Here is a 21,730-nt window from a genome sequence, read left to right on the forward strand (position 1 = left end):
AGGTCATGATCTACAAGGCAATCGTCTTCCTTCCCCTGATCGGCTTCCTGATCGCCGGCCTGTTCGGTCGCTCGATCGGCGCCAAGGCGTCCGAATACGTCACCAGCGGCTTCATGGTGATCGCGGCCATCCTCTCCTGGATCGTTTTCTTCAACGTGGCCCTTGCCCATGGTGAAGGCCATGAGGTCATCAAGGTCGAGGTCATGCGCTGGATCCAGTCCGGCGGCATCGATGTCGAATGGGCCTTCCGCGTCGATACCCTGACGGCGGTCATGTTCGTTGTCGTCAATACCGTCTCGACGTTGGTGCACATCTATTCGATCGGCTACATGCATCACGATCCGCATCGGCCGCGGTTCTTCGCCTATCTGTCGCTCTTCACCTTTGCCATGTTGATGCTGGTGACCTCCGACAACCTCGCCCAGATGTTCTTCGGCTGGGAAGGCGTCGGTCTCGCCTCCTATCTGCTGATCGGTTTCTGGTACAAGAAGCCGTCGGCTTCAGCCGCAGCCATGAAGGCCTTCATCGTCAACCGCGTCGGCGATTTCGGTTTCGTCCTTGGCATTGCCGGTGTGTTCGTCCTGTTCGGCTCGATCAGCTTCGAAACGATCTTTGCCGCTGCCGCCAGCTATCTGCCAGCCGAAGGCTCCCCGGAGGCTGGACAGGCGATCGTCAACATCTTCGGCATGACGCTCGACAAGGCCAATGCGATAACCGTCGTCTGCCTGTTGCTCTTCATGGGCGCCATGGGCAAGTCGGCCCAGTTTCTCCTGCACACCTGGCTGCCGGACGCGATGGAAGGCCCGACTCCGGTTTCGGCTCTCATCCATGCAGCAACCATGGTCACGGCCGGCGTCTTCCTTGTCGCCCGCATGTCCCCGATCTTCGAATTGTCGCACGATGCACTCGTTGTCGTGACGTTCATCGGTGCAATCACCGCCTTCTTCGCAGCGACGGTCGGCCTGGTGCAGAACGACATCAAACGCGTCATTGCCTATTCGACCTGCTCGCAGCTCGGTTACATGTTTGTGGCGCTCGGGGTCGGTGCCTATGGCGCGGCGATCTTCCACCTCTTCACGCACGCCTTCTTTAAGGCGCTGCTGTTCCTCGGCGCCGGCTCGGTCATCCACGCTGTGGATGGTGAGCAGGACATGCGCTACATGGGCGGCTTGCGGAAGCATATCCCGATCACCTTCTGGATGATGACGATCGGCACGCTTGCGCTGACTGGCGTCGGCATTCCAGGCACCATGTTCGGCTTCGCCGGGTTCTTCTCCAAGGACGTGATCATTGAGAGTGCCTATGCCTCCCATTCGGTGGTATCCGGCATTGCTTTCACGCTTCTGGTGATCGCCGCGCTTTTCACCAGCTTCTATTCCTGGCGCCTGGCCTTCCTGACCTTCTTCGGCAAGCCACGCGCCTCCGCCGACGTGATGCACCATGTGCATGAATCGCCGATGGTCATGCTGGCGCCACTCTACGTGCTGGCGGTCGGCGCCGTTTTGGCCGGTGTTCTCTTCGAAGGTTATTTCTTCGGTCACGAATATGCGGAGTTCTGGAAGGGCGCCCTGTTCACGCTGCCGGAAAATGAAATTCTTGAAGAATTCCACCATGTGCCGGCGCTTGTGAAGTGGAGCCCCTTCATCGCCATGGCGATCGGCTTCGTGACGGCCTGGTACATGTATATCAAGTCGCCTTCGACGCCGCATCGTCTGGCGCAGTCGCAAAAGGTCCTCTACGAGTTCCTGCTCAACAAATGGTACTTCGACGAACTCTACGACTTCCTCTTCGTCCGCTCCGCGAAGGCGCTCGGCCGGTTCCTGTGGAAGAAGGGTGACATCGGCGTCATCGATACCTACGGCCCGAACGGCGTTGCCGCCCGCGTGGTCGACGTCACCAACCGGGTCGTCAAGCTGCAGTCCGGTTACCTTTATCACTATGCGTTCGCGATGCTGATCGGCATCGCCGCCCTCGTCACCTGGATGATGCTCGGGAGCTCAATGTAATGACCGACTGGCCAATTCTCTCGACGGTCACCTTCCTGCCGCTGGTCGGCGTCCTGCTGCTGCTGCTCACGCGGGAGGAGGGTCCCTACGGTCGCCGCAATATCCTGAACGTCTCCCTGTTCACGACGGCCTTCACCTTCGTGGTATCCTTGTTCATCTGGATCGGTTTCGATAATTCCAATCCGGGCTTCCAGATGGTCGAGAAGCATGCCTGGCTCGGCACCGGCATCTCTTATCATTTGGGCGTCGACGGCATTTCCATGCTGTTCGTCATCCTCACCACCTTCCTGATGCCCTTCTGCGTACTTGCCAGTTGGGATTCCGTGGGCAAGCGCCTCAAAGAATACATGATCGCCTTCCTCCTCCTGGAAGTGGTCATGGTCGGCGTCTTCGTTTCGCTGGATATCGTACTCTTCTACGTCTTTTTCGAAGCGACCCTCATTCCGATGTTCGTCATCATCGGCGTTTGGGGCGGCAAGGACCGGGTCTACGCGTCGTATAAGTTCTTCCTCTACACCCTGACCGGTTCCGTGCTGATGATGCTTGCCGTCATGGCCATGTACTGGCAGACCGGCACGACCGATATCACCGAACTCCTGAAATACGGCTTCCCGGCCGGCATGCAGACCTGGCTGTGGCTCGCCTGCTTTGCGGCCTTTTCGGTCAAGATGCCGATGTGGCCTGTCCATACCTGGCTTCCGGACGCCCACGTCCAGGCTCCGACGGCCGGATCGGTCATCCTGGCCGGCGTCATGCTGAAGCTCGGCGGCTACGGTTTCGTCCGCTTCTCGCTTGCCATGTTCCCCCTGGCATCCGACTACTTCGCGCCTTTCGTGTTCACGCTGTCGGTGCTGGCGATCATCTATACCTCGCTGGTCGCGATGATGCAGGACGACATCAAGAAGCTGATCGCCTATTCTTCCGTTGCCCATATGGGTTACGTCACCATGGGCATCTTTGCGGCCAATGTGCAGGGCCTCCAGGGAGCGCTCTTCCAGATGCTGTCGCACGGCATCGTCTCCGGCGCGCTCTTCCTCTGCGTCGGCGTCGTTTACGATCGCCTCCACACCCGCGAAATCGCGGCCTATGGCGGGCTTGTCAACAATATGCCGAAATATGCCGTCGCCTTCATGATCTTCACGATGGCGAATGTCGGCTTGCCGGGCACCTCCGGTTTCGTCGGCGAATTCCTGACGATCATCGGCGTCTTTCGGGTCAATACCTGGGTCGCGCTTTTCGCTGCCACGGGCGTCATCCTTTCGGCCTCCTATGCGCTATGGCTCTACCGCCGGGTGATCTTCGGCGCGCTGGAAAAGGAAAGCCTTAAAGGTCTGCTCGACCTTTCGGCGCGTGAGAAGCTCATTCTCTATCCGCTGGTCGCACTTACCATCTTCTATGGCTTCTATCCGGCCCCGATCTTCGATGCGACGGCGGCCTCGGTAGACCAGCTGGTGAACAATTATTCCGCAGCCCTGCAGGCGGCGAAAGACCTTGCACTCAATGTGCACTGAGACGGGACACGACAGGACATGACCGCTGAAATACTCTCTCTAAGCCTGCAGCTCTCGATGCCGGAGATCATTCTGGCCGTGGGTTCGCTCGCTCTCCTGATGATCGGAGTTTTCTCCGGCGACAAGTCGACGTCGACGGTCACGGGTCTTGCGGTGGCGCTGCTTTTGGTCGCCGGACTGTGGCTGATCTTCATGCCGGGCGAGGGCGAAGCCTATGGCGGCGCATTCATGCTTGATCCCTTTGCCCGGTTCATGAAAGTCATCGCTCTGATCGGTTCGATCACCGCCATGGTGATGTCGGTTGGCCGTGCCCAGTCGGATCAGCTCGACCACTTCGAATTTCCGGTTCTGCTGGTGCTTTCGACGCTCGGGATGATGCTGCTGATCTCGGCAAACGATCTCATTGCGTTCTATCTCGGCCTCGAATTGATGTCGCTGGCGCTCTATGTCATCGCGGCCTTCAACCGCGACAGCATCCGCTCGACGGAAGCCGGCCTTAAATATTTTGTCCTCGGCGCCCTGTCTTCCGGCATGATGCTTTACGGCATGTCGCTGGTCTACGGCTTCACCGGTAATACCGGTTTCGACGAAATCGCCGGCATACTGAGCTCTGAGCCCCGGCATATGGGCCTCATCTTCGGCATGGTCTTCATACTCGCCGGCGCCTGCTTCAAGATTTCGGCTGTGCCGTTCCACATGTGGACGCCGGACGTTTATGAAGGCGCGCCAACCCCCGTCACGGCATTCTTTGCGGCTGGCCCGAAGGTTGCTGCGATGGCGATCCTGGTGCGCATCGTATCGGAAGCCTTCCTGCCGATCCTGGCCGACTGGCGCCAGATCATCGTCTTCGTGTCGATCGCCTCGATGCTGCTCGGTTCCTTCGCCGCGATCGGCCAGCGCAACATCAAGCGGCTGATGGCCTATTCCTCGATCGGCCATATGGGCTACGCACTGGTAGGTCTTGCTGCAGGGTCCGAAACCGGCGTATCCGGCGTCGTCCTCTACATGACGATCTACATGGTCATGACGCTTGGAACCTTCGCCTGCATCATGGCGATGCGCCGCAAGGAAGGCGGCAATGTCGAAAACGTGGACGATCTCGCCGGGCTTTCTTCCACCAAGCCTTTCATGGCGATCGTGCTGACGGCGCTGATGTTTTCCATGGCGGGTATCCCGCCGCTGGCAGGCTTCTTCGCCAAGTATTTCGTGTTCGTGGCAGCGATCGAAGCCAAGCTCTATGCATTGTCGGTCATCGGCGTACTTTCGTCCGTCGTGGGTGCCTATTATTACCTGCGCATCGTCAAGCTCATGTGGTTTGATGAAGCCCAAGGCGAATTTGCCCGCATTTCCGGTGAGTTGCGCCTTGTCTTTGGCCTTTCCGGGCTCTTCGTCACAGCCTACGTACTCTTTGGTGGCCCGATCGGCATCGCTGCAAATGCGGCAGCCAAGTCCTTCTTCTGAGGATGCCAAGTCGGGGCAGCCGCTTTTCGCTTGATGAGTTTCGCCACGAAGCTCTGAGCGAAGTTGGTTCGACAAATAGCGAATGTCTCGCCCGCGCTCGCGCGGGCGATTTCGGTTTGTCGTGGATCACCGCCAGCCGCCAGCTTGCCGGACGCGGAAGGCGAGGGCGCGCCTGGACGTCGGAGCCCGGCAACCTCTACGCCTCCTTGCTGTTGATCGACCCGGCTCCGCCTGAACGTTTGGCCTCGCTGCCCCTGGCCGTCGCTGTTGCCGTGCATGCGGCGATCCGAGCCGTGCTGCCGCCGGGTGGCGATCCGGTCGAAGTTAAATGGCCGAATGATATCTTGATCGGACGCAGGAAGACCTGCGGCATTCTACTGGAAGGCGAGGGGCTGCCGGACGGCCGCCGTGCACTCGTCATCGGTATCGGCATCAATATCCGCCACATGCCGCAGGATGTGCCCTATGGTGTCACCCGGCTCGCCGATCATGGCTTTGGCGCGTCTCCGGAAGAGGTTTTTGCTCATCTCTTCAGGGAGATGGCCGATGTTCTGAAAGTTTGGGACGAGGGGCGTGGCATGACAGAGATCAGCAGGCGCTGGCGTGCCGTCGCCTGTGGCATCGGCGAAAAAATCACCGTAAACCTGTCCGACCGCTCGCTTGTCGGAACATTCGCAGGTATCGATGACAAGGGGTTTCTGATGCTGGACACCGGGCACGGCGAGATTTTGCCGATTGCCGCCGGTGATGTATTTTTCGACAGAACGGAATAAGAGAGAAATGGCAAAACAGGAAGAACTGGTGTTTCTGCCGCTCGGCGGCGTGGGCGAGATCGGCATGAACCTCGCCCTCTACGGCTATGGTTCGCCGGAGAAGCGCCAGTGGATCATGGTCGATTGCGGGGTTACCTTTCCGGGGCCTGACCTGCCGGGTGTCGATCTGGTTCTCCCGGACATCCGCTATCTCGCAAGTCAGCGCAACAACCTCAAGGCCATGATCATCACACATGCCCACGAGGATCATTACGGTGCGATGAACGACCTGTGGCCGGGTCTCAACGTACCGGTCTATGCCTCGCCGTTTACGGCGGGCATGCTGGAAGCGAAGCGAAACTACGAAGGCTCCCGCGCCGATATTCCCGTCACGATCTTCAAGGCGGGTGACCGGATCAATATCGGCCCCTTTGAAATCGAGGCGGTGGGGGTCAATCATTCGATCCCCGAGCCGATGTCGCTCGTCATCCGCACGCCGCTCGGCAATGTCGTCCATACCGGCGACTGGAAGATCGATGCGGCGCCCACACTCGGGCCGCTGACCGACGAACATCGGTTCCGTCAGCTGGGAGACGAGGGCGTGCTGGCCCTCATGTGCGACTCCACCAATGCGATGCGCGAAGGCGTGTCGCCTTCCGAAGAGGAGGTCTCCGAGGGACTGCGCAAGGTGATCGAAGAAGCCGAAGGCCGCGTTGCGATTACAACCTTTTCATCGAATGTCGGCCGCATCCGCTCGATCGCGCAGGCCGCGGAGGCAGCAGGCCGGGAGGTGCTGCTGCTCGGCAGCTCCTTGAAGCGCGTCGTCGATGTCGCCCGCGACATCGGCATTATGGAAGGCTTGAAGCCGTTCATAGCCGAAGACGAATATGGCTATATTCCGCGCGACAAGATCGTCGTTATCCTCACGGGCAGCCAGGGCGAGCCGCGCGCAGCGCTTGCCAAGATCTCGCGCGACGAGATGCGCAACGTTGCGCTGTCGGCCGGAGATACGGTGGTCTTCTCATCGCGTACCATTCCGGGCAACGAAAAGGCCATTATCGAAATCAAGAATGGCCTCATCGAGCAGGGCATCAAGATCGTCACGGATTCAGATGCGCTGGTGCATGTTTCGGGCCATCCGAGGCGCAATGAACTCCTCAAGATGTACGAGTGGACGCGGCCGCAGATTCTGGTGCCCGTGCATGGCGAGGCTGCGCACCTGACGGCGCAGGCCGAACTTGCTGCATCGGCCGGTATCAAGACCGTGCCGCGGGTGCGCAACGGCGATATACTTCGGCTTGCGCCGGGACCGGTTGAAGTCGTCGACGAGGCGCCGCACGGCCGGATATTCAAGGACGGCAAGCTCATCGGCGATTTCGATGAAATGGGCATCGGCGATCGGCGCAAGCTCTCCTATGTCGGTCATGTGGCAGTGAATGTGCTTCTCGACAACCGCTATGAGTTCCTGACGGATCCCGATCTGGTATCGTTCGGCCTGCCGGAATTTGATGACGAAGGCGAGGACATGGAGGATGCACTCTACGATGCCGTGCTTGGAGCCGTAGAAAGCATTCCTCGCGCCCGCCGCAAGGATCTCGACATGCTGCGCGAGGCGGTCCGCCGGGCAGTGCGCGCCGCCGCCAACGAAACATGGGGCAAGAAGCCGGTCGTCACGGTATTCGTCACGCGGCTTTAAAGGTCAGGCCGGAAGGAAGAGATCATGCTGGGACGCGTCAATCACATAGCCATCGCGGTGCCGGACCTATCTGCCGCCACCGCGACCTATCGCGACACTTTGGGGGCGCGCGTATCCCAGGCCCAGGCTCTTCCGGAACACGGCGTCACGGTGGTCTTCGTGGAGCTCGAAAATACCAAGGTCGAGCTTCTCGAGCCCCTTGGCGCGGACTCACCCATTGCCGCTTTTTTGGAGAAGAGCCCGGCGGGTGGCATGCACCACATCTGTTACGAAGTGGACGATATCCTGGCTGCGCGCGACCGGCTGAAGGCAGGGGGCGCGCGTGTGCTTGGTGACGGCAATCCGAGAACTGGTGCACACGGAAAGCCGGTCATCTTCCTTCATCCCAAGGATTTTAACGGCACCCTCATCGAACTCGAAGAGGTCTGAACTAGTACCAAGAATCCGGAAATCACAGTTCCTTCCGCGAGTTAAGCGCCGACCCGGATTCACTTTCGCAAGCTGCGACATCCCGTCCGCCGCCGTCGTTTGAGCTTCACACGCTTTCGTCCTATAACGCCGCCTGTTTCTTAAATTCGGGAAAGAGATCATGTCCCTGCTGACGGTCGCGGCCATCTATTTTATTCTTTGGTGGACTGTCCTCTTCATGGTCCTGCCGCTTGGCTACCGCAGTCAGCAGGAAGACGGCGAAGTGACTGTCGGAACGGTCGAGAGTGCTCCTACCAAATTCCGCGGCGGCCGGGTCGTGATACTCACAACTCTGATCTCCGCTTTGCTTTACGCTACCTATTATCTGGCTTCGACCTGGTTCGGTTTCGGGATCACCAATATTCCGAACATCGTGCCAAGCTTCGAATAGAAACTACCGCACGAAGCATGTCATATTCCTGTTACGTTTCCTATGCATAGCGGGCGCGTCAATCACGCCGCAGAGGCGCTTTGGGATTTAAAGGCAAAAAAAAACAAGGCGGTTAAGCCTTGTTTCTAGTTTCGCGTGATCCTTAACCGTTACCGGGGCAGCGAACAAGCGCGCCTAAGATCTGATCCTCCCAAGACTTGACCGCGAAATGGCAAGAATTTGAACTCCTTGCCTCTTTTGTGAGCTGAACCTAGCTCAACGGTTGGGCTTTGTCACTCGATTTTTTTGTATTTTTGACACACTTCGATAAAATTTTTTCGTTGACACAAATGTCGCGGACTTGCCATGAAATCCCCACTTTTTCGCGATCTTCAAGCGCGGTCTCGAATCGTCGGCTTTCTCGCGATTCCTGCGGGAGCGGGTTCCCATCCTTCTCTGAAACCGCTATGTAGCCGCGCGATATCCTTACAAAATGGCCTGATTCCTCGACCGAGAAATCGGCCCGGCAACCTCGGAAATCTCGATGCGCCTTTCCCGCTATTTTATGCCCATTCTGAAGGAAAATCCCAAGGAAGCGGAAATCGTCTCCCACCGGCTGATGCTGCGCGCGGGCATGATCCGCCAGCAGAGCCAGGGCATCTATTCGTGGCTGCCGCTCGGCAAGAGGGTTCTGGACAAGGTCAACGCCATCATTCGCGAGGAGCAGAACCGCTCCGGTGCGATCGAGCTTTTGATGCCGACGCTGCAGTCAGCCGAACTCTGGCAGGAAAGCGGTCGTTACGACGCCTACGGCAAGGAAATGCTGCGCATCAAGGACCGCCAGGATCGGCCGATGCTTTATGGTCCTACCAACGAGGAAATGGTCACGGACATCTTTCGGTCCTATGTCAAATCTTACAAGAACCTGCCGCTCAACCTCTACCACATCCAGTTGAAGTTCCGTGACGAGATCCGTCCGCGGTTTGGCACCATGCGGTCCCGCGAGTTCCTGATGAAGGATGCCTATTCGTTTGATCTGACGAAGGAAGCTGCCGAACATTCCTATCGCAAGATGTTTGCCGCCTACCTGCGCACGTTCTCGCGGTTGGGGTTGCGCGCCATTCCGATGCGCGCCGATACCGGCCCGATCGGCGGCAACCTTTCTCATGAATTCATCATCCTGGCCGAGACCGGCGAGTCGGAAGTATTTTCCCACAAGGATTTCGTAAATTTCGAAATTCCCGGTGCGGAAACCGATTTTGACGATGTCGCAGGCCTGCAGGCGATCTTCGACAAGTGGACGTCGGTTTATGCGGCGACCTCCGAGATGCATGATGAGGCAGCGTTCAATGCCATCCCCGAAGGCGACCGGCTTTCAGCCCGGGGTATCGAAGTCGGCCATATCTTCTATTTCGGCACCAAATATTCAGAGCCCATGGGCGCCAAGGTGCAAGGTCCGGACGGCAAGGAACACCTTGTTCACATGGGTTCCTATGGTATCGGACCGACCCGCCTTGTTCCCGCCATCATAGAAGCATCGCATGATGAGAATGGAATCATCTGGCCGGCATCGGTGGCGCCCTTTGACGTCGTGGTGATCAACATGAAGCCGGGCGACGACGCCTGCGATCGTCTCTCCGAAACCGTTCACAGCGGGCTGACGACGATTGGCAAGGACGTACTTCATGACGATACCGACGAGCGCGCCGGGACCAAGTTCGCCACGGCCGATTTGATCGGCGTGCCGTTCCAGGTGATTGTCGGTCCGCGCTCCGCCGGCAACGGCGAGGTGGAGCTTAAGAACCGCAAGACGGGCGAGCGCGAAGTGCTTACCCTCGAAGCGGCCATGAACAAGCTCGCCGGGGCCTGATACGGCGATTTGCCGGAGCAGTTCCAGATCATCTGTCTGGAACTGTCAAAGACAGAGACTGGGCTGGTTGAGGAGACGGCATGGCGAGCGTCGCGACGAATGGTGAAGCGGAAAAGGCGGGGCGCTCCCCTTCGGCAGGCCCTTTTTCGGCCTTCGAGCGCATGGTCGCCTGGCGTTACCTCCGCTCTCGGCGACGCGAGGCGTTTATATCCGTCATTGCTGGTTTCTCCTTCGTCGGCATCATGCTCGGTGTTGCAACGCTCATTATCGTCATGGCGGTAATGAACGGTTTCCGCACCGAGCTCATTTCCCGGATCCTTGGCATCAACGGCCATATGATCGTCCAGCCGATCGACGGTCCTTTTAACGATTACGCCGAGCTGACGCGGAAATTCGCGGCCGTCCCTGGGGTGAAGATGGCTCTGCCCCTGGTGGAGGGGCAGACACTGGCTTCGGGTCGCGGCGGTGCGGGGTCTGGAGCCCTGGTTCGCGGCGTCCGTCCGGAAGATCTTGAAAAGCTGGCCGAGGTCGCCGGAAACGTAAAATCCGGCGACATGGTGGGTTTTGCCTCGGGGCAGGGCGTGCTTGTTGGTTCAAGGCTCGCGGCGCAGCTCGGCCTGAGTGCAGGCGATCAGATCACACTTATTTCGCCCGAGGGAGACGTTACTCCCATGGGCGTCAATCCGCGCGTGAAATCCTATCCCGTATCCGGCATCTTCGAGATTGGCATGTCGGAATACGATGCGACGATCATCTATATGCCGCTTGAGGAGTCGCAGCTCTATTTCAACGCCGATGGCATCGTGCAATCGATCGAGCTCTTCGTCGACAATCCGGATAATGTCGATGCATTGCGCCCGCTGGTGGAAGCAGCCGCCGGACGACAAATATTCATCACCGACTGGCGCCAGCGCAATCAGACCTTCTTCTCCGCGCTACAGGTAGAGCGGAACGTGATGTTCATGATCCTGACTCTGATCGTGCTGGTGGCAGCGCTCAACATCATCTCCGGTCTCATCATGCTCGTGAAGGACAAGGGCAGCGATATCGCGATCCTGCGCACCATGGGCGCGGGGGCCGGCGCAATCATGCGGATCTTCTTCATGACCGGGGCTGCGATCGGCATCGTCGGTACGATCGCAGGCGTGGTGCTCGGCGTCGTCGTCTGTCTCAACGTCGAGTCGATCCGGCAGTTCTTCTCGTGGTTGTCAGGCACCGTGCTCTTCGATCCGGAGCTTTATTTCTTGAGCCAGCTGCCGGCCGAGATGAGCTTTAGCGAAACCCTGTCGGTCGTGATCATGGCGTTGGCGCTCTCCTTCATCGCGACGATCTTCCCTGCATGGCGGGCCTCGAAGCTCGATCCAGTCCAGGCCCTTCGGTACGAATAGGACCCGCATCCTTGGCACGTAAACCCGTCCTGCAACTCTCTGGCGTCGAACGTATTTACGGCCAGGGCGAGACCACGCTTTCGATCCTCAAGGGGGCTGACTTCGAGCTTAGAAGCGGAGAGACCGTTGCCCTGGTTGCACCGTCCGGCACCGGTAAATCGACCTTGCTGCATCTTGCCGGTCTGCTGGAACATCCAGACGGTGGCGAAGTCTTCATCGCCGGCCAGCCCTGCAACGATCTGAGCGACGACGAACGCACAGCCATCCGGCGCAACCAGATCGGCTTCGTCTACCAGTTCCATCATCTCCTGCCTGAATTCTCGGCTTTGGAAAACATCATGATGCCGCAGCTCATTGCGGGTCTTGCCAAGACCGAGGCCAAGGAGCGAGCAAGCCAGCTCCTCGACTACATGCGCATAGGCCACCGGGCCGACCACCGTCCGGCGGAGCTTTCCGGCGGCGAGCAGCAACGCGTGGCAATCGCACGAGCCGTGGCGAACGCGCCGCGCGTGCTGTTGGCAGACGAGCCGACGGGCAATCTCGATCCGAAGACGGCATCATACGTTTTCGAGGCGCTTGAAGCACTGGTGCGCCAATCAGGTCTGGCTGCCCTGATCGCCACTCACAATCATGATCTTGCTCAACGTATGGACCGCCGCGTGACGATCCAAGGCGGCAAAGTCGTGGAAATGTGACGAACCTCCGGTCAATACGGAGGTCTTTTGCCGACCCTCGCCGGACCGTTGACCTCACCACTTCCTAACGGCCGGGTGGAACAGGGATCGCAGACATGCGTTGCATCTGCCTCATGGAGGAGCCGGATGCTGAAGGAAGCGAAGTTCGAACGGCTGGCACGCTTTGGTTATGCTGCTCGCGGTATCGTTTATGTTCTCATTGGTGGCATGGCGCTGTTGACGAGCTTTGGCGGCGGGGAGCCTGACAGCAAGTCTGCTCTGCAGCTCGTACTGGAGCAACCGCTCGGTGCGATCTGGCTGGCGCTGATCGGCATCGGGCTGATTGGTTTCGTCCTGTGGCGGGTGGTGCAGGCGGTCTTCAACACCGACCGGCACGCCTCCGATGCCAAAGGTTATGCGGTAAGAGCCGCTCTTTTCGTCAGTGCAGCCACCTATACCAGTCTGGCGTTTTATGCCCTGGGGCAGGCAATGCAGGTGGGGCTTGGCGGCAGCCAGTCGGGCGACGAAAAAAGCTGGGCTGCATGGTTGATACAGCAGCCCTTCGGTCCCTATCTGGTGGGGATGGTGGGCATTGCCATCATCGCGGCCGGAGTGGCACAGATCGTCAAGGGAATGAGAAAGAGTTATTTGAAATATTTCGGCGCGGATTGGGAGCGGAGGTCGCTCCTGAACGGTATCTGCATGTATGGGCTCGTGGCGCGGGGTGCAGTTTTTCTGATCCTCGGCGGATTTTTCCTCTATGCAGCATTCGCGGTTGACCCGTCGCAAGCGGGAAGCCTGGCAGACGCGCTCGCCTGGATACGCCAGCTGCCATTCGGTTCCATTTTGTATGCCTTGGGGGCTCTTGGTCTTTTCGCCTTCGGCGCCTATGGCCTGATCGAGGCCCGCTTCAGGAACATCGCACCGCCAACGCTTTCCGACGCGCGTCATGCGCTCCCGGTCTGAGACCAGCACAAAGTACAACAGGAAGGAGAACATGGTCTTCCATTCTCGGATGAGACAGAGGATCGTCGAAAGGTTCATGACCTTCGAGCCGATCGGTTTGATGATGTTCGCATTTCTGGCGGGCGGTCTGTTTATCTTCTTCAACCTGACAAGCGAGGTCGTTGAAGGCGATACGCGTGCGTTTGACGAGCGTATTCTGCTTGCCCTGAGGACGACAGCCGACCTGTCGATACCGGTGGGTCCCTATTGGCTCAGCCATGCCTTCGATGACATCACCGCGCTCGGCGGCACCACGGTGCTGTCGCTGATGACTATCATGGGGACCACTTACCTTCTGCTCGCCAGGCAAAGGGCGATCGCGATCTTCATGTTCCTGTCGATCCTCGGCGGATGGCTGGTCAGCAACGCCTTGAAGCTTGGCGTCGCGAGACCGAGGCCGGATATCGTGCCTCATCTGATCGAAGTTCATGACCTCAGTTTTCCGAGCGGTCACGCCATGCTTTCCGCCGTTACCTATCTGACGCTCGGAGCACTCCTGTCGCGAGCGCAGCAGTATCGGTCCACCCGCATCTTCCTGATCGCCGCCGCTATATTTCTTACGCTTCTAATCGGCTTCAGCCGGATTTATCTGGGCGTCCACTACCCCACGGATGTGCTGGGCGGCTGGTGCGGCGGTGCCACCTGGGCTGTCGGTTGCTGGATGATCGCGCGCCGCTTCATTTCTGCAAAGCCGTCCGCAAACGCCTGATTGGCCGCGCAAGCGTGCGAAAAGGGCGCATATGCCCGCCTCTTAACTATAATTCAAAATCCGCAATTCCCGTTTTGTTCCTCTGTTGACTCTCAAACAAAATGAGAACAAATTGAAAACATAAAGGAACAAGGGAGACGACGATGACTGACCTTCTTCGTGACATTGCCGCATTTGCTTCCATCGCCACCTTCGTGGCCAGCCTTTCCATGATCGTCATGGCAATGTGACATCCCGGCCTGTCTCCGAAAGACGTTGAGCAAGGAAATCCGATCTGGACTCTCTGGACGCCGCACTGGAAAATGACCCGATTCAGGAAATGGGTATGGCGCGGACATGGCAGATTTGACGCAGATGGGATCGGGTGCCGAAGGGCAAGGGGATTCCCCGCAATTTGTGCACCTTCGGGTTCATTCTGCCTATTCGCTCCTGGAAGGAGCGCTGCCTCTTAAGAAGATACTCTCCAAGGCGATAGCGGACAATCAGCCCGCGATCGCCATCACCGACACGAACAATCTCTTCGTTGCACTGGAATTTGCCCAGAAGGCAGTCGGCGACGGGTTACAGCCGATCATCGGCTGCCAACTGTCGATCGATATGGAAGATCATTCGGATGAACGGCGAAACAGCCACCAGCAACTCGCCAAGCTACCGACGATCGTCGTGCTGGCGGCAAATGCCGTCGGTTACGAACGTCTCGTTGACCTCATCAGCCGCGCCTATCTCAGCGGTGAGGGGCATCACTCCACCCATATCTGCCGCTCCTGGTTGGAGGAAGGCGGCACCGAGGGCCTGATCGCCCTGACCGGCGCCGGCACCGGCCCGGTGGACGTAGTCCTGAAAGAAGGCAACGCAACGCTTGCCGAAGCAAGACTGCTCAAGCTCAAGGAGATATTCGGTGACCGGCTATATGTCGAACTGCAGCGCCACGGCGCCTACGACCGGCGCCACGAGCACAAGGTCGTGACGCTTGCCTACGACCATGACCTGCCGCTGGTCGCCACGAACGAAGCCTTCTTTCCGTCCAAAGCCGACTACGACGCCCATGACGCGCTGATGGCGGTTGCTCACAATGCCATCGTTTCCGACGACAGCCGTTTCCGCCTGACACCGGACCACTATTTGAAAAGCCGTGCCGAAATGTCCGCGCTGTTTGCCGACCTGCCGGAGGCGCTGGAAAACACCGTCGAAATCGCCAGGCGTTGTTCGTTCGTTCTGAAGACACGCAACCCAATCCTGCCGCGCTTTACTGGCGCCACCGACGATCCGGCAGAAGCCGAACGTGCCGAGGCGGACGAACTTCGTCGTCAATCGATCGAAGGTCTGGAAGAGCGTATAGCCACGCTGGGCATGACTCGCGGTTTTACCGAACAGGATTATCGGGAGCGACTGGATTTCGAACTCAGCGTCATCGAGAAGATGAAGTTTCCAGGCTACTTCCTGATCGTTGCCGACTTCATCAAATGGGCGAAACAGCAGGGCATCCCGGTCGGGCCTGGCCGCGGTTCAGGTGCGGGCTCGCTTGTCGCCTATGCGCTGACCATTACCGACGTCGATCCGCTGCGCTTCTCGCTTCTGTTCGAACGCTTCCTCAATCCCGACCGCGTCTCGATGCCGGACTTCGACATCGATTTCTGCCAGGACCGCCGAGAAGAGGTGATCCGCTACGTACAGCAGAAATACGGTCGCGAGCAGGTGGCGCAGATCATCACCTTCGGTTCGCTGCAGGCGCGTGCCGCGCTTCGCGACGTCGGTCGCGTGCTGGAAATGCCCTATGGGCAGGTCGACAAGATCTGCAAGCTGGTGCCGAACAACCCAGCCAACCCGACGCCGCTTTCCAAGGCGATCGAGGAGGAGCCGAAGCTTCGGGAGGAGGCCGAGAAGGAACCTGTCGTCGCGCGACTGCTGGACATCGCGCAGAAGATCGAGGGTCTTTACCGTCACGCTTCGACGCATGCTGCCGGCATCGTTATCGGCGACCGGCCGTTGTCCAAGCTCGTGCCTATGTATCGAGACCCGCGCTCGGATATGCCGGTGACCCAATTCAACATGAAGTGGGTGGAGCAGGCGGGTCTCGTAAAGTTCGACTTCCTCGGCCTGAAGACCCTGACAGTGCTGAAAACGGCGGTGGATTTCTGCAGGAAACGCGGCATCGAAGTCGAGCTGGAAAAGATCCCGCTCGACGATCAGAAGACCTACGAGATGCTGTCGCGCGGCGAGACGGTCGGCGTGTTCCAGGTGGAAAGTGCCGGCATGCGCAAGGCGCTGATCGGCATGCGGCCGGACTGCATTGAGGATATCATCGCGCTTGTGGCGCTCTACCGTCCGGGACCGATGGAGAATATCCCGACCTATAACGCCCGCAAGCATGGCGAGGAGGAGATCGAATCGATTCATCCGATGATCGATTATCTGCTCAAGGAGACGCAGGGTGTCATCGTCTACCAAGAGCAGGTCATGCAGATCGCCCAGGTCCTGTCAGGCTATTCGCTCGGCGAGGCCGATCTTCTGCGCCGCGCCATGGGTAAGAAGATCAAGGAGGAAATGGACAAGCAGCGTGCCCGTTTCGTCGACGGTGCGGTGAAGAACGGCGTTTCGAAGCCGCAGGCCGACAATATCTTCGATCTTCTGGCCAAGTTCGCCAATTACGGCTTCAACAAGTCGCACGCCGCCGCTTACGCGATTGTCTCTTACCAGACCGCCTATATGAAGGCGCATTTCCCCGTCGAGTTCCTTGCCGCATCGATGACCTACGATATGGCAAACAGCGAGAAGCTGAACGACTTCCGCCAGGATGCCGGTCGTCTCGGGATTAACGTCGTTCCGCCGTCCGTCCAGACCTCCTTTCGGCATTTCGAAACGGGTGAAAACAAGATCTACTACGCACTCGCGGCTCTCAAGGGTGTGGGCGAAGCGGCCGTTGATCATATTACCGCCGTGCGCGGCGATCGGTCGTTCAAGAGCATCGAGGACTTCTGCCTTCGTATCGACCCGAAACAGATCAACCGTCGCGTGATGGAGAGCCTCATCTCCGCCGGTGCGTTTGACTGCTTTGGAATAGACCGTGCCGAACTCCTCGGCGGTCTTGATCGCATCATCGGTTATGCACAGCGCGCGCAGGAGGAGAAGGTTAGCGGCCAGTCTGATTTCTTCGGATCGTCGGCGAGCGCCGGCCCGGAGAAGCTCATCCTGCCGCAGTTCAATCCCTGGACGCCATCGGAAAAGCTGATGCGCGAGTATCAGGTCCTGGGCTTCTATCTGTCGGCTCACCCTCTTGATTCTTACGCCGCCGTGCTCGCCAAGATGCGTGTCCAGACCTTTGCGGAATTTTCCGCTGCCGTGAAGCAGGGTGCTACGGCCGGCCGCCTGGCCGGCACGGTAACGAGCAAGCAGGAGCGTAAGACGCGCACCGGCAACAAGATGGGCATTGTCGCTTTTTCAGATTCGTCAGGCCAGTTCGAAGCCGTGCTGTTTTCGGAAGGATTGGCGCAGTATCGAGATCTCCTCGAGCCGGGCAAATCCCTGGTGATTACCGTGCAGGCGGAAGAACGGCCGGAAGGCATCGGGTTGCGGATTCAGACGGCCCAGTCTCTTGAAGAGAAGTCGGTGCAGATGCAGAAGGCGCTGCGTGTCTATGTCCGGGATTCCGGTCCGTTGAAGGCGGTTGCGCGGCACCTCAACGCAAGGGGCGACGGCCTCGTCTCCTTCGTCGTCATCAAGGATGATGGCAAGCGGGAGATCGAGGTGGAGTTGACGGAGAAATACCGCATTTCCCCCGAGATAGCCGCAGCGCTCAGAACAGCGCCGGGCGTTCTCGACGTGGAATTGGTTTAGGCTTTCAATACAGCCCGATCCCGCGGGGCTTCAAGGCAGCGGATGTCTGACGCACCGGGCGGACCTTCGTAACGGATGCCTGGGCCGCTGCTTGGCGCTGCGGATGGGTGACAGTGACGAAATCCGTCCCCTTGCCGGTCTCCGGCCCGATACCCTGGTCGTTTATCGTTACCGATGTGCCGTCGGTCATAAGCGTCTCGATCCGGTCGCGAATATCGGCAGGGATCTCGATCCGATCGAGCGCGCTGGCAGCGGTTGCCGGTGCGGAGCGATCTACGGTGACAGTGATGCCGAGCCGCTGCTCGGTCGCCTCGCCGAGTTGATTCGGCAGCGTCAGAGCGGTCCATTCGGCCGTTTCTGCGTTACGCTCCACCTTGTCCACCGTGAAGAAATGGGTGCCGAGCGCGATTTCGGGATTCTTGATGCCGACAGGTGCTTCGAACAGCGGCTCGAAATTCCGGCGCACCATGATCTGACCCGCCGGCGGCTGGGGTTTGCCGGCCGCTTCGTAAAGGGCGGTCAGAAAGTCAGGTGTCAGCAACGGCCCCTTTTGGGAAAGCCCCTTCCAGCGCTTGAAGCCCGCAATGGCTTGTCGGGTAAGCGGCCCTGAATATCCGTCCGATCCGCCTGTCGCGAAACCCAGATCCTGAAGCAGCAGCTGGGCATCCATCAGCGTCTCCCGTTCACCTCGACGGGTGATCAGGATCCGGAGCGGGGCGGCGTCAGGGTCTGTGGCGGCGATTGCAGGGGCAGGGGCTGGATGGGGGGCGGCAGGATTGCCCGGCACGATGTTCATGGCCACTTCGACGGGCCTATCGCCCGCGCGGATCGCAGAGGCGCGCAGCTCCACGTCGGACATCAAGGGACCGGTCGGAAGCGGTTTGCGGGGGCGGAACAGACCGGCATGGTCTATCCGCTCGGGCTCGACCGGCGCGTCGGTGATGATCACATGCGCGCCCTGCTCGGTCATCTGAAAGAGGGACTTCGCAAATGCGCCCGGCATACGGACGCAGCCGTGCGACGCCGGATAATTGGGCACGCTGTTGGATTCGTGAAGCGCAATGCCCGACCATGTCAGCCGCTGCATCCACGGCATCGGCGCATTCGAATAGAGATTCGACTCGTGATACTTGCGCTTTTCGAGGATCGAGAAGATCCCGCTCGGTGTCGTATGTCCGGCCTTGCCGGTCGACACCTTGGAGGTGGTCACGACGTTGGCTCCGTCATAGACGACCAGCTGCTGCTTGTCCTTGGAAACGATGATCTGAAGTGTGCGGGCGCCTTCCGCCAAAGCCGGATGCGACAGCATGGTCGCAGACAAGAGCCCAATTCCGAACGCAATACGACGCAGCATGTCTCGACCCTATACGCAATACACAGGCGGCATATTAGCTAACGAGGTTTAACGAAGATTTTCCGCGGGTCGAAAAGTTCGAATGTGGTGGTTGAAAACGGATCACATTTCATTGATCCCGACGGCGGTCTGCGAAGGTGTAACCGGTCTCCACTGCCGCCTTGCCGAACTTGTCGCGCAGCTTGTCCATCGCCGCCTCCGCTGCGGCGCGGCGGCCGGATTGTTGGTCGACGAGGTCCGGCGGATCGGCAAGGGCCGGATCGGTGAGGTCGGTGACCCCGATTCCGATCAATCGAAACTTGGTACCGTCGGTTTCTCTTTCCATCAAGGAGAGGCCTGTGCGGAAGATCCGATCCGCAAGCTGCGTCGGATCCTCGAGCCGCCGATTGCGCGTCCTGCCCTTGAAGTCGGCAGTCTTCATCTTCAGGACGACGGTCTGCCCGGCGATTCCATGTTTCTTAAGGCGTGTGGAGACCTTTTCCGAAAGCCGGCGCAGGATCGGCACCAGTTCATCGTGGCTCGAAATATCGTCAAAGAACGTCGTCTCGGCAGAGACGCTCTTTGCCGCCTCGTTGGGATGCACCTCGCGGTCGTCTATGCCTCGCGCCAGGCGATAAAGGCGCTGCCCCATGCTCCCGTACCGACGCATCAGGTCGCTTTCCTCCATACTCTGAAGTTGGCCGATGGTGCGGATGCCGTCGGCCTCCAGGGTGGCATTGAAGGCCTTGCCGACCCCCCAGATGGTCGTCACCGGACGCGCCATGAGAAATTCCAGGGCTTCTTCGCGGCCGATGACGGAAAACCCGCGAGGCTTGTCGAGATCGGAAGCGACCTTGGCGAGAAACTTGCAATAGGAAAGACCGATCGAGATGGTAATACCGAGTTCGCTCTGCACCCGCGTAGCGAGCCGGGCGAGCGTGCGAGCCGGCGGATCGTGATGCAGCCGCTGCGTTCCAGCCAGTTCAAGAAAGGCTTCATCGATGGAAAGTGGCTGAACCAATGGCGTCAGATCCATCATCATCTGCCGCACCTGGCGCCCCACCTGGACATATTTGTCCATATTCGGTCGGATGACGACCGCATCCGGGCACAGTTCCAGCGCCTTGAACATCGGCATGGCAGAGCGAACGCCGTTGATCCGCGCGATATAGCAGGCAGTCGAGACGACGCCTCGCTTGCCTCCGCCGATGATCACCGGCTTGTCCGCAAGGTCTGGATTATCGCGTTTTTCGATCGTCGCATAAAAGGCATCGCAATCGATATGCGCCAGCGTCAGCCCATAAAGTTCCTTGTGATATAGGAGGCGGGGGCTGCCGCAACTGCGGCACCGGCGCGTTTGCGCCTTCTGCTCCGCAAGGCAGTCGCGACAGAAGCCGGATGTCGTATCAGGCGTGGGCGTCATGACAGAGAACAAAGGTTGAACACCGCGACGTTAAGGCCTAAGCTCGCGAGTCACAAGGGGCGATGTGGAGGTTTGGCGTGGATATCGAGCTTCATTTCGAGCCTGTGACAGCGGAGCGCTGGGAGGATTTCGAGATGCTCTTCGGCCCGCAGGGTGCCTTCTGCCACTGTTGGTGCGTCGCTCTGCGCCTGCCGCATGCGGTGCGCACCAAGATGCAGCCGCAAGAGCGGAAGGATCATATCCACAACCGCATAAATGCTGGTCCGCCGCCCGGCATTCTGGCCTACGCGGATGGCGGGCCGGTCGCCTGGGTACAGGTCGGACCGCGCCATGATGTGCCGCAGTTCAATTCGCCGCGTACCGTCTCGCGCCCGCTGGACGAGGCGGATGCAACCGATCCCTCTGTCTGGGCGGTCAGCTGTTTTTTCCTGACGCCGAAGCTCCGGGGCAAAGGGCTGAGCCACCGCCTGCTGTCGGGTGCCATCGACTATGCGCGCCGGATGGGAGCGCGGTTCGTCGATGCCTGTCCGATCGATCATGTTAAGCAGTCGAAATCGGTGACGCTGTGCATCGGCTCGACGGCGATCTTCGACGCCGCCGGCTTCGAAGTGATAGCCCGCCGCAAGGATGGCCGGCCGCTGATGCGGCTGGAGCTTTGACGTCGGGCGTCCTCGGAACGGATATAGGTCCGCACGAGTTTACCGCATGACATCCGTCGATCGCTCGCCCAGCGCCTTCCAGCGGGTTTCGGAGCGGGACGATGGCAGCGGTGAGTCGAGCATCTTATGGAGAGGAGGGACGCGAGCGGTTGGTCATTTCAGTATTCGCTGGAATCGAAGCTGGTCCCGGCGTAGTGCTGCCAGGCCGCCGCCACGGTTTCCGGCCTGGTATCCGTTGCCTGGCAGAACGCAAGCAATGTGGGCTCATGCCCCATCAGGAAGTCGATCATGCCCGCAAGAAAGCCCGGATCGTTGACGGCATGGCGCATTTGATTGGGCTGCAGGCCCGATAAAGCAAGGAAGCGCCCGAGCATCTCCGGCTCGTTGGCCAGCCAGCCGAGCACAGCGGCAGCCGTTTCCTCCGCATTGGCCGCGCTGGTGTTGGTTCTTGTCGGTTCGCGGCGCATCGTCTGAAGGTTACCTTTTCTTCAACCAAATCGTCTTACTATGCCTAAAATAAGGCCTGTGGAATCGACCGTTGGCAGAGCTTATATACAGAAGGCACGCTTGC

Annotated in this window: 17 protein-coding genes; 14 read left to right on the forward strand and 3 right to left on the reverse strand. The window is 59.2% G+C overall.

Going from position 1 to position 21,730, the window contains the following annotated elements; all coding sequences use genetic code 11:
* Nucleotides 1–5: 5 nt before the first annotated feature.
* From nuoL to dnaE, 13 genes are all read left to right on the forward strand, one after another.
* On the forward strand, nt 6–2,006 hold the full coding sequence (gene nuoL, locus EDE05_RS04460) for an NADH-quinone oxidoreductase subunit L (RefSeq protein ID WP_112802185.1): 2,001 nt from the start codon (nt 6–8) through the stop codon (nt 2,004–2,006).
* Entirely contained in the window at nt 2,006–3,517 is a 1,512-nt protein-coding gene (locus EDE05_RS04465; RefSeq protein ID WP_112802188.1) for an NADH-quinone oxidoreductase subunit M, read from the forward strand. The genes nuoL and EDE05_RS04465 overlap by 1 nt, the downstream gene beginning before the upstream one ends.
* Before the next feature lie 18 nt (nt 3,518–3,535).
* Entirely contained in the window at nt 3,536–4,978 is a 1,443-nt protein-coding gene (gene nuoN, locus EDE05_RS04470) for an NADH-quinone oxidoreductase subunit NuoN (protein WP_112802190.1), read from the forward strand.
* 2 nt (nt 4,979–4,980) lie between these two features.
* Nucleotides 4,981–5,751, forward strand: a complete 771-nt coding sequence (locus tag EDE05_RS04475) for a biotin--[acetyl-CoA-carboxylase] ligase (protein ID WP_134100383.1) — start codon at nt 4,981–4,983, stop codon at nt 5,749–5,751.
* Nucleotides 5,752–5,758: 7 nt separating this feature from the next.
* On the forward strand, nt 5,759–7,426 hold the full coding sequence (locus EDE05_RS04480; RefSeq protein ID WP_105371909.1) for a ribonuclease J: 1,668 nt from the start codon (nt 5,759–5,761) through the stop codon (nt 7,424–7,426).
* Nucleotides 7,427–7,450: 24 nt separating this feature from the next.
* Complete coding sequence (gene mce / locus EDE05_RS04485; RefSeq protein WP_134100386.1) at nt 7,451–7,855, forward strand: methylmalonyl-CoA epimerase; 405 nt, start codon at nt 7,451–7,453, stop codon at nt 7,853–7,855.
* 160 nt (nt 7,856–8,015) lie between these two features.
* Entirely contained in the window at nt 8,016–8,285 is a 270-nt protein-coding gene (locus EDE05_RS04490) for a DUF1467 family protein (RefSeq protein WP_134100389.1), read from the forward strand.
* A gap of 523 nt (nt 8,286–8,808) precedes the next feature.
* Nucleotides 8,809–10,134, forward strand: coding sequence for a proline--tRNA ligase (proS, locus tag EDE05_RS04495; protein ID WP_134100392.1), 1,326 nt, complete (start codon nt 8,809–8,811; stop codon nt 10,132–10,134).
* Between the two features lie 80 nt (nt 10,135–10,214).
* Nucleotides 10,215–11,522 (forward strand): lipoprotein-releasing ABC transporter permease subunit, encoded by a 1,308-nt coding sequence (locus EDE05_RS04500; RefSeq protein ID WP_112802201.1) that lies wholly within the window; start codon nt 10,215–10,217, stop codon nt 11,520–11,522.
* A gap of 11 nt (nt 11,523–11,533) precedes the next feature.
* On the forward strand, nt 11,534–12,217 hold the full coding sequence (locus EDE05_RS04505) for an ABC transporter ATP-binding protein (protein WP_162712514.1): 684 nt from the start codon (nt 11,534–11,536) through the stop codon (nt 12,215–12,217).
* Between the two features lie 126 nt (nt 12,218–12,343).
* A complete protein-coding gene (locus EDE05_RS04510) occupies nt 12,344–13,162 on the forward strand; it encodes a DUF1206 domain-containing protein (RefSeq protein WP_132409703.1) in 819 nt (272 codons plus the stop codon).
* A gap of 31 nt (nt 13,163–13,193) precedes the next feature.
* Nucleotides 13,194–13,910: a phosphatase PAP2 family protein gene (locus EDE05_RS04515; RefSeq protein WP_112802207.1), complete on the forward strand. Its 717-nt coding sequence runs from the start codon at nt 13,194–13,196 to the stop codon at nt 13,908–13,910.
* A 336-nt stretch (nt 13,911–14,246) separates the two neighbouring features.
* Nucleotides 14,247–17,744: a DNA polymerase III subunit alpha gene (dnaE, locus tag EDE05_RS04520; protein WP_134100395.1), complete on the forward strand. Its 3,498-nt coding sequence runs from the start codon at nt 14,247–14,249 to the stop codon at nt 17,742–17,744.
* A gap of 4 nt (nt 17,745–17,748) precedes the next feature.
* Here dnaE and EDE05_RS04525 read toward each other — a convergent pair whose 3' ends face one another.
* Nucleotides 17,749–19,098 carry a L,D-transpeptidase family protein gene (locus EDE05_RS04525; RefSeq protein WP_134100398.1) on the reverse strand — a complete coding sequence of 450 codons (1,350 nt, stop codon included), beginning with the start codon at nt 19,096–19,098 and terminating at the stop codon, nt 17,749–17,751.
* A 109-nt stretch (nt 19,099–19,207) separates the two neighbouring features.
* Complete coding sequence (locus tag EDE05_RS04530; RefSeq protein WP_134100401.1) at nt 19,208–20,500, reverse strand: DNA polymerase IV; 1,293 nt, start codon at nt 20,498–20,500, stop codon at nt 19,208–19,210.
* Nucleotides 20,501–20,577: 77 nt separating this feature from the next.
* Between EDE05_RS04530 and EDE05_RS04535 the strand changes: the two genes are divergently transcribed.
* Complete coding sequence (locus tag EDE05_RS04535; RefSeq protein WP_112802215.1) at nt 20,578–21,159, forward strand: GNAT family N-acetyltransferase; 582 nt, start codon at nt 20,578–20,580, stop codon at nt 21,157–21,159.
* 158 nt (nt 21,160–21,317) lie between these two features.
* On the opposite strand, the gene EDE05_RS04540 is transcribed toward EDE05_RS04535, so the two are convergent.
* Nucleotides 21,318–21,626, reverse strand: coding sequence for a DUF3572 domain-containing protein (locus EDE05_RS04540; RefSeq protein ID WP_112802217.1), 309 nt, complete (start codon nt 21,624–21,626; stop codon nt 21,318–21,320).
* Between the last annotated feature and the right edge of the window lie 104 nt (nt 21,627–21,730).

This window comes from Neorhizobium sp. R1-B, assembly GCF_004368875.1.
Classification (GTDB): domain Bacteria; phylum Pseudomonadota; class Alphaproteobacteria; order Rhizobiales; family Rhizobiaceae; genus Neorhizobium; species Neorhizobium huautlense.